The organism is Glycomyces luteolus, from assembly GCF_027622875.1.
Lineage (GTDB): Bacteria > Actinomycetota > Actinomycetes > Mycobacteriales > Micromonosporaceae > Glycomyces > Glycomyces luteolus.
On the sequence record NZ_JAPZVP010000017.1, the window covers coordinates 115,380 to 124,579 of the forward strand.

The window sequence follows — 9,200 nt, forward strand, 5'->3', positions numbered from 1 at the left end:
GATGAAGCCCGAGCCCCGTGGAGACCGCATCCACCTACCGTCCGCCTCGTCCACGCGCCAGGGCCGGAGCAGCGGACGATCCGTTTCGAGTGCCGCTTCCCGGTTCCCGCCTATTCGGACTCCCATGACAGGCACTCCCTCCCTCGCAGATGACGCGACGGGGGCCGGCAGCAATCCCCCAGCCCCCGTCGCGCCGGATCATCCCTCAGAGTGCGTCGAGTTGTACTGCCAGGAACTCCTCGCGCTGCTGGATGACCGTCTTGAGCGACTCCGCAGACGCCGCCACATCGGCGGCGCCATTGAGTTCGGCGGCCGCCGCCACAGTGTCGACCGATTCCTCGGCCGCGCCACTGGCGTAGATCCGTTCATAGAGGTCGTTGTAGGACTCCATGTAGACGGCTTGGGACACCTCGGAGTCGAGGAATCGCTGCTTGAAGTCGCTCGCGCCGGACGACATGCCGCCCATCCCCTCGGGCATGGCGCCTCCGGGCATTTCCATGCCTTCGGGTATCTCCATACCCTCCGGCATCTCCATTCCTTCGGGCATCCCGCCCATGCCACCGCCGCCCATGATCGACCCAGACTCGCCGGGCGCCAGTTCGGCGCTGGTCAGCGACAGGTCGAGGTCCCAGGTGAGCACGGAGATCAGGCCGGTGTCGTAGTCGTACCAGAGGTAGTAGTTGCTGCCGGGCCCTGCCATGTCGTCGGTGTTGACGATCAGGTTCTGCAGCGCGGTGTAGTTCGCGAACGATTCGACGTCGACCCACTCGGCGAGTTCGGCGTCGAAGGTCGCGTCGTCGGCCGAGTCCAGCCATTCCAGGAAGTCGATGATCGGCTGCACGTCCGCCGATCCCTCCATGGTGATCAGTTTGAAGTCGTCCTCGTACTCGCTGGGATCCTGGCCCTGGTATGCGAACTGGCCCCCGGCCCGGCCCTTGTAGAGCACGCCTTCGCTCGCGCCGTACTCCTCGTCGGCCCAGGTCACGTCCAGGGCGTCGACGACCCGGCGCGTCACCGCCTCCGAGCCGTTCACCGAGACCTTCGAGTAGGTCCAGTCGTAGCTCGGCTCGCCACTGGCCTCGACCAGCTCCAGCGCAACGGACTCGGTCAAGGTCGAGCCGCCCATGCCCGAGTCCACTCGCAGCGCGATCTGCTGATTGCCCTGGTAGACCTGGCCGTCGACGAACTTCGAGAAGTCGACCAGCCACGGCAGCGACTCAGGTTCGTCGAAGGTCAGCGAACTGCTCATACCACCGAAGCCGCCTTCTCCCCCTTCGCCGCCGCCGGGCATCTCCATACCCTCGGGTATTTCCATCCCTTCAGGCATCTCCATCCCTTCAGGCATTCCTCCGCCTTCGGGCATCTCCACGCCGCCCACGTTGATCTCTCCCCCGAGGCTCGCCAGGGTCGAGTTGCCTTTGAGCCGGATGCCGACATCGGTGATGGTCACGCCGTCGATGGTGATGTCGGCCTTGACCCATTCCTTCTCGCCGGAGTCCTGGAACGTCTCGATCATCTTCTGGTAGTCGTCTTCGTTGTAGTCGAGGCTGATCTCATGCGCCACGGTCGTGTCGAACAGGTCCACAGTGCCCTGGATGTCGTTGGTGACGATGAATCCCTCGTTGGCCTCCGAGGTCACCACCGCACTGACGCGGATCGTTCCGACCGCCAGCACGAGGACCGCGACGAGGACGATCGACCCGACGATGAGCTTCCAGTAATGCCGAACGCTCACCGGGATCCGGTGTCGCAGTGCCTTGGTGCTCATGGCTACAGGTCCGTCTGGTCGTATCCGGTCAGCACCGTCACCTGCTGCCCCTGCGTGATGTCGCGCAGCTCGCCGAGGAGTCCGGCCGCGCTCTTGCCCTTCTTGAGGCGCACGGTGTACGTCATCTCCGTCAGGGCGCCGCCCCTGATCGTCTCTATGCTCACCTGTTCGTACTCGTCGGTGTGGCGGATCAGGACGTCGTCGACGTCGCCGGCCATGTCCTCGTGCGCGGGCACCTGCACCTTGACGACCTGGCGCTCCACGCTGTGCGCGAACCAGTTGAAGCGGTGCATGATGAGCAGCACCAGGCAGATCACGGCGGTTGCGATGATCGCCAGCAGGTAGAACCGAGTGCCGCAGGCCATGCCCACGCCCATCACCAGGAAGATGTACCCGACATCGCGGGTCTCCTTCAGTGCGTTGCGGAAGCGGATGATCGACAGTGCGCCGACGAGCGCGAACGCCCGCGCCACGTTCGAGCCGACGATGAGCATGATCATCGCGATGATCATCCCCATGATGATCAGGGTCTGCACATAGGACTGACTGTAGGAGACGTTGCGGTGGGTCCGGCGGTACACCAGCGAGATCACGCAGCTGAGCACGAAGGAGAGCGACAGCGAGATCGCGATGTCGGCGACGCTGAACTCACCCGAGAGGTCAGTGAAGTTGGTCAGGAAATCCATCTGGACGTCTGCTTTCCGCAGTTAGTGGGCGATGCCCGATCGGTTACTGGACAGCGGAGACCGCCGGTGCGCCGGCGCCCTCCTGCTTGGCGTGGACGGCGAAGTCGTCCTCGACGGGGACGTGGAACACCGAGCGCGGCGCCTGGCCGAACGCCTCGATGCTCTGGCAGTACTTGGAGACGCGGACGACCGCCATGCCCAGGCGGGCCGAGAGGTCGGTGATCCAGTAGGGGACCCGCTCGTTGGCCTTGACCTCCACGACCGCCTTCGCGGGCGGGATGATCAGCCGGTTCTCGACCTCGGCCCCCAAGTGGAAGTCCCGGTCGCGGCCGCGCACCCGGTGGTCGATGGTCACCCGCAGCCCCAGGTCGGCGTCGTAGCCGAGGTAGGCCTCGCGGTTGTAGGCGGTGATCGCGGTCGGGCGCAGCCCGTGCCCCTCGACGAGTCCGAGAACCTCTTCGAGGAACGGCCGCTGCTCCGGCTCGTGGTCGATGAGGACGCGTTCGTCGCAGAGCCTGCGGGCCAGCAGGTACGGGACCTTGACCCGCCGCTTCTGCGTGACCCGGTTGACCCGCTGCTTGATCTCGACGTACACCGGCGTCTCATCGGTGAGTTCGTGCCGGACACCGTAATTGCGAACGCGAAGCTTCCGGCGGAAGTGCAGGCCCTCGATCTTCTCCCAGTAGTACCGCAGGGACTTCGAGTCGTAGTACAGACTCGTCACCGGATAGCCGCCGCGGACGGAGTACGGATCGGCCTCCATTCGCGACCGCAGCTCCTCGCGCAGCCTGGGTACTTGGTCGTAGGCCAGCAGGTACTTGATCTCGAACCGGTTGAACGAATGCAGCGCGCTGGCGGTGCGGCGCAGGTGCGCGGCATCTCCTCCGCTGAGTTGGCTCATCAACGCTCCTTGAATGCTTGGGAACGCTGCCGAGTCAACCGGGCGAAGGTTTCAGTGAACTCATGGTGAACTCAAAGTTGCCTCAGAGAAGCACCCAAATAAGAAATAACGATGCGGAAGGGATGACTCTATGTAAGCCATCCGGCTCAATGGCGGCTCGGAGAAGGGTTTAACTTCTCGGGCAGCAGTACCCGGAACGTCGCGCCGCCGCCAGGGGTCGCCGACAGGCGCACGCAACCGCCGTGGCTGGTGACGATCGCGGCGACGATCGACAGGCCCAGGCCCGAGCCGCCTTCATCGGGGGCCGTGAGGCGGGCTCGGCCGGGATCGAGGCGGAAGAGCCGCTCGAAGACCGCATCGGCGTGCTCGGCCGCGATACCAGGGCCGGTGTCGGCGACTTCGACCACCGCGCACGGCAGCGGCGGCACCTCCCCCACCTGCGCCAGGCACGGCGGTCCGGCACTGCCGCTCCAGCCGAGTCGGACGGCGATCCGGGCATCGGACGGTGTGTGCCGCAACGCGTTCGCCACAAGGTTGGTGACCACCTGGCGCAAACGCGGCTCATCGCCGACGATGGCGACGGCGTCCAAGGGGTCTTCCGTGCCGCCGCTCAACGGCTCCAGGGAGACGAAGCGGCCTCGTTCGCGCAGATGCGCATCGCCGATGACGTCGGCGCAGACGCCCAGGAGGTCGACCTCGCCCCGTTCGGAGGGGCGTTGCTCATCGATCGCGGCCAGGAGCATGAGGTCGTCGAGCAGGAGCCGCATCCGCTGGGATTCGGCCACGATGCGGCCGATGGCCTCGTCGAGAACCGGACCGGGCGGGGCGCCGCCGCGCTGGTAGAGCTGGGCGAAGCCGGTGATCGAGGTGAGCGGGGTGCGCAGCTCGTGGGAGGCGTCGGCGAGGAACTGGCGCAGCCGCTCCTCGGAGACGGCGCTGTCGTCGAGAGCGGCCTGGATGCGGGCGAGCATCGTGTTCAGCGCCCGGCCGAGCCGACCGGTCTCGGTGTGGGGATCGGTATCAGCTACGCGCTCATCGAGCCGCCCCGCGGCGATCTGCACAGCGGTGACCTCCATCCGGTCGAGCGGACGCAGTCCGATCCCGACCACCCACAGCGCGCCGACCGCGAGCAGCGCGAGAATGGCGAGGCTGACACCGCCGCCGATGAGCAGCAAGCTCTCGGTGGCCGCCTCCACGTGCTCGACCGACAATGCGAGGACGACATAGCCGGAATCGCCGTCCTTCCCGACGAGGACGCGCCAGGCATTGCCGTCGGCGTCCTCGACGGTGTAGGGCGCCGCGCTGTCCGCGTGCTCGCGTAGTTGCCCCAGACCGGTCAGGGCGGGGAAGTCCGCCTCCTCGTCACCGTCTCCGATGGCGTTCACGAAGGCGCCGTCGCTGTCATAGACATAGACGCGCGGCACTTCCGGCATGTCGGTGGTCGGAGCGAACGGCCCGCGGTCCGGGCCGCCGTCGGGTACGTCGTCGGCGGGGACTCGCTCTTCGGCGATCGCGGAGGCACCGCGCAGCTGTTCGTCGATTCGGTCGGTCAGCACCCCTGCCAGGAGCGCTGTTGCGGACACGATGGCGATGACCAGCGCGAGAGCGCACAGGGCGACGGTGGTGACGGCCATGCGGGTGCGGACTGTCCAGTGCCGCCACCGGCGCAGTGTGAGTCTCACTGGTCGGCCCTGGGGAGTCGGAGCGCGTAGCCGAAGCCGCGGACGGTGTGGATCAGTGGCGGGTCCACCATGTCGATCTTCTTGCGCAGATTGTAGATGTAGGACTCGACGATGCGGCCGCTGCCGCCGAAGTCGTACGACCACACCCGGTCGAGGATCTGGTCCTTACTGACGACCTTGCCGGCGTTGACCATCAGATAGCGGAGCAGTCTGAACTCCGTGGGGGACAATCCGATCGGCCTTCCCGCACGGCACACTTCGTGCACGGTCTCGTCGAGTTCGAGGTCGTGGTAGCGCAGCACCTCCTGCTCGACGACGACCGGCGCGGAGGTGACGCGACGCAGGATCGCCTGCACCCGCAGCACGACCTCCTCGAGGTCGAACGGTTTGGTCACGTAGTCGTCGCCGCCGACTGTCAACCCAGTGACCCTGTCGCGCACCGAGTGGCGGGCGGTCAGGAACAGGACCGGGGTCTGGCGCCCCTCGGCGCGCAACCGCTCCGCCACAGCGAAGCCGTCCATATCGGGCAGCATGACGTCGAGGATCACCAGGTCGGGTTCGAACTCGTCGGAAGCGTGCAGGCATTCGGTACCGTCCTGGGCGACCTCGACCTCGAATCCGGTGAGTCGCAGCGTGGCCGACAGCAGCGCGCGAATGTTCTCCTCGTCATCGACGACCAGGATCCTGTCTTTGCGCTCGGGCGAAATGCTCACCGAGGCTCCTCCCTGTAGTCCGTTCATCGGTGCCCGGCTCGGCCGAGGCGGCGCGGCAGGGAATCTGGTGCGGGAGTACGGGTCACCGGCCGAGCACGACCGCATCGCCCTCGGCGAGTCCGGAGCGGATCTCCACGTCGGCGTCGCCGTACAGTCCGGTGGTGACCTCCCGGATCTGCTCCCTGTCGTCGTCGGCGAGGACGGTCACCCGCGCGGCATCGTCCCCGGTCGACTCGAGAGCGGCAACCGGCACGAAAAGCACGTCTTCGGCGCTGGCGAGCACGATCTCGGCGCAGTAGATGACGATGCCGACCGCAGCGAGCGTCACGACGGCAAGGGTATTGAGAACGAATTTGAAACGCGAGGGTCGTGCTGAGGACAATCCCATGTCGGGCATCGTCGACCTCGTCCCTCGGAGCGGGCTCAATCCGACCTCAAAGCCGACTCGGAATCCGACTCCGAGCCGCCCTTGATCGGACTTCGAGCCGTTCTCGATCTCGTGGGCCAACACTGTGCCGTTATGCGCACCATTCCCTCCTTGCCACGGCATCTCATGCACACGGCCGTACTCACGGCTGCCGGCCTGCTCCTTACCGCCTGCGGTTCCGCGGACGAAACTGAAGAGAATCCCGACCAGAGCGCTTCGTCCGGCGGTGATGTGATGAGCGCCTATGTCTCCTGCATCGAGGAGCAGGGCATCGAGCTGCCCGAAGACTGGGCGGCAGACCTCGGCGGCGGGATGCCGAGCTTCGATCCAGAGAACGCTCCGACAGACATGCCCACGAATATGCCCACCGACTTGTCCGGTGAGATGCCGACCGACATGCCCACCGGCGGCTTCGGCGGCGGATTCGAAGCCCCTGAGGGCGTCAGCGACGAGGAATGGCAGGCGGCCCAAGAGGCCTGCGCGGACGAGATGCCCACGGACGGCGGCTTTCCCGGCGGCGAGGCCCCGAGCTCGGGCGAATCCGTTGGTCTCACCGCCTACCGCGACTGCCTCGCCGAGCGCGGCGTGGAACTCGCCGACGACGTCTCCCAACTCGACGAAACCGACCCGGAAGTTGCCGCCGCGATGGAGGAGTGCACGGCACTCGCCCCCGAGTCGAGCGCTGGCTCTTAACGCTTCCCCAATGTGGCGGGCCTGTGCCGGCAGGCCCGCCCTTCTTCGCGTCCGTCCTCGACGAAGCCACAGACCGGCGAAACATCGATGATCGCCGAACTCAGCACCCAGAGCAAGAACTCATGTCCCGCAAGTGGTCCGAGTGAGCGCGGCAGTGTGGCCTGACCGCCGCCGAGCGACGGGTTCTTCGACGTCATCGTGTCAGAATGTGCCTGTGGATGCACCCCAGAGTCCCCGGTCTCAAGACGAGTCTCCAGGCGACGGGCCGCTCATCGCAGCCGCGTTGGGCGCCGTCTCGCTGGTGTCGACGGTTACCGCATTGGTCGTGACCTTCCGGTCGCCTGACCGGATGCTGCTGATCGCCCTGCTCTACGCTGCGGCGTTCGCCGCCGCCATCACAGGGGAGCGCTTCAGGCGATCGAGAGGCATGCGGTCGAACGGCCTCAAGATGCTCGTCATGCTGACGGTACTCGGGTGTCTCAGCTCGATATCGGTCTGGACGGTGCTCGACACATGGTCCACGATTGGTAAGTGCGAGCGTCACGAAAAGATGCAGGGACTGAGCGACATCCGCCTGATCTGGTATGAAGGCACCGCCTGCACCGAGGAGCAGCGCGAGGGCTACTGGAAGGACGTTTCGCAAGGACAACCGAACCAGGCGGCGATGTGGACCGGCAGGCCGCCGGGCGGCGAGGTCACCAGGGTCGGCGCGGGAGCTCTGTTCGGCGTGGTGTCATCCGATCCAGTCCCCGACACCGTCCCAGGCGTCTCCAGTTCCCTGGCAGTCGCAGCGCCGAAGCGGTCGGCGATGTCTTGGTGGGCTCTCAGCATTCCAGCAAAACCGGACCGTTGATGCAGACGTTGCCCGAGCGCCCTGGCATCACGGTGTCTACGACCGCTGCCAACCTGAGTGAATCTGCCTGCTGTGCACTACGTTTGATGGCGATCATGCTGACTCCCATTGGCGGACATGAAGGTAGCCCTAGTGGGTCCGCGGATGCCGAGCCTCGGAGGATCGATAACCTGCTTGCGTGACACGCGGTCCGCGCCAGCGCGGGCGTCACTTCACCTTGCTCTGCACGATGCCGGGGATCGCCGTACGGATCCGGGCGGGCTCGGTCTCGCACCAAGCCCGCCCGCTACCTCAGGATCACCCGAGCCGGACCTGCGTTGTGCCGCTAGCGCTGCAGGGTAAGCACACCCGGACGGTAGGGCAGGAGGCCGTAGTCCATCCCGTCAGAGCTCGGGTCGCGTCCCTGGTAGAGGAACTGCAGGTTGCAGGGGTCGATGGTCTTGGTCTGGTCGGGGTTGGTGCGCACCAGATCGCCGTGGCTGATGTCCCGGGTCCAGGTGGCGCCGCTGTTGGCCTTGCCCGCGAAGGGGTTGCTCTCCGTCGCGGCCTGCGGCGTCCACGTCCCGTCCAGGCTGGTGGCCGTGAACGAGCGGAAGTAGCGACCCTGGTTGCCCATGGCCTCGACGATCATGAGGTACTGGTTCTGCCCCTGAACCTTGTAGACCTCGACCGCCTCGAACAGGTTCGCCTTCGTGTCGCTCATGACGAGCTCGTAGTCCGTGCCGAAGCTGCTCGGGAAGTCCCCGAGCGGCATGCTGGACCGGTAGATCTGGCCTTCGTCGTTGGCGAAGAACAAGTGCATGTTCTGGTCATCGGCGATGAGGGTCTGGTCGATGGGGTTGTTCACGGGAAGCTCCCCGTTGAAGAGCTCCTGGTGCGGGCCCCAGCTGTTGGGGTCGGCGGGGTTGGTCGACGTGCGGTAGGAGAACTTGTACGGCCAGCCCCACTGGTAGGCGAGCACCCAGATGTTCTTCGGGGCGAAGTAGATCAGCGTCGGTGCCACCGGGTTGAAGCTCGTCACCATGTTCTGGCCGGCCGAGGCCATGTCGGACCAGTTGGTGAACGGGCTGAAGACCACCGCGTTCCAGGCGTCTCCGGCGTCGTGCGTCGTGGCGTAGACGAGGTACTGGCCGTTGTGGCGCACTGCGGTGAAGTCCTTGAGTGCGACCTGCCCGTTCCTCGGTTCCGCGAGCGGGCCGGTCGATGTCCAGTGGTACGTCGACGGAAGAGCGCAGGCCCCGCTGCCGCCGTCGACGCGGGCGAGCTGCCACTGCTGGTTGCTGCCGCCCCAGTCGCTGTACTGCACGACGGCTGCGCCGTCGTTGGTGGCCGCGTTCTGGACCTCGACCGCCTTGTTGCTGTTGCGGTTGATCAGGCGCACATAGCCGCTGCCGGAGTCGGCCAGCCGGAACTGCTGGTTGGTGCCGCCGTGGTCGGTCCACTGGTGGATGGCGGCACCGTCGGCGCTCGACCAGCT

The 9,200-nt window shown here is 66.2% G+C and carries 9 protein-coding genes; 2 read left to right on the forward strand and 7 right to left on the reverse strand.

Annotated elements, in window-relative coordinates; genetic code table 11:
- Positions 1 to 205: 205 nt before the first annotated feature.
- From O1R50_RS20005 to O1R50_RS20030, 6 genes are all read right to left on the reverse strand, one after another.
- On the reverse strand, positions 206 to 1,768 hold the full coding sequence (locus tag O1R50_RS20005; RefSeq protein WP_270111953.1) for a CotH kinase family protein: 1,563 nt from the start codon (positions 1,766 to 1,768) through the stop codon (positions 206 to 208).
- Between the two features lie 2 nt (positions 1,769 to 1,770).
- A complete protein-coding gene (locus O1R50_RS20010; RefSeq protein WP_270111954.1) occupies positions 1,771 to 2,454 on the reverse strand; it encodes a DUF4956 domain-containing protein in 684 nt (227 codons plus the stop codon).
- Positions 2,455 to 2,497: 43 nt separating this feature from the next.
- A complete protein-coding gene (locus O1R50_RS20015; protein WP_270111955.1) occupies positions 2,498 to 3,355 on the reverse strand; it encodes a polyphosphate polymerase domain-containing protein in 858 nt (285 codons plus the stop codon).
- Between the two features lie 146 nt (positions 3,356 to 3,501).
- The gene (locus O1R50_RS20020; protein ID WP_408612759.1) at positions 3,502 to 4,989 is read right to left on the reverse strand and encodes a sensor histidine kinase; all 1,488 of its coding nucleotides are present in this window, start codon (positions 4,987 to 4,989) and stop codon (positions 3,502 to 3,504) included.
- Positions 4,990 to 5,033: 44 nt separating this feature from the next.
- Positions 5,034 to 5,750, reverse strand: coding sequence for a response regulator transcription factor (locus O1R50_RS20025; protein WP_270111957.1), 717 nt, complete (start codon positions 5,748 to 5,750; stop codon positions 5,034 to 5,036).
- A gap of 82 nt (positions 5,751 to 5,832) precedes the next feature.
- Entirely contained in the window at positions 5,833 to 6,078 is a 246-nt protein-coding gene (locus tag O1R50_RS20030; protein ID WP_270111958.1) for a hypothetical protein, read from the reverse strand.
- Positions 6,079 to 6,270: 192 nt separating this feature from the next.
- On the opposite strand from O1R50_RS20030, the gene O1R50_RS20035 reads away from it, so the two are divergent.
- Complete coding sequence (locus tag O1R50_RS20035) at positions 6,271 to 6,870, forward strand: hypothetical protein (RefSeq protein WP_270111959.1); 600 nt, start codon at positions 6,271 to 6,273, stop codon at positions 6,868 to 6,870.
- 349 nt (positions 6,871 to 7,219) lie between these two features.
- On the forward strand, positions 7,220 to 7,723 hold the full coding sequence (locus O1R50_RS20040) for a hypothetical protein (protein ID WP_270111960.1): 504 nt from the start codon (positions 7,220 to 7,222) through the stop codon (positions 7,721 to 7,723).
- A gap of 325 nt (positions 7,724 to 8,048) precedes the next feature.
- Here O1R50_RS20040 and O1R50_RS20045 read toward each other — a convergent pair.
- The coding region (locus O1R50_RS20045; RefSeq protein WP_270111961.1) for a non-reducing end alpha-L-arabinofuranosidase family hydrolase at positions 8,049 to 9,200 on the reverse strand (1,152 nt) is incomplete at its 5' end.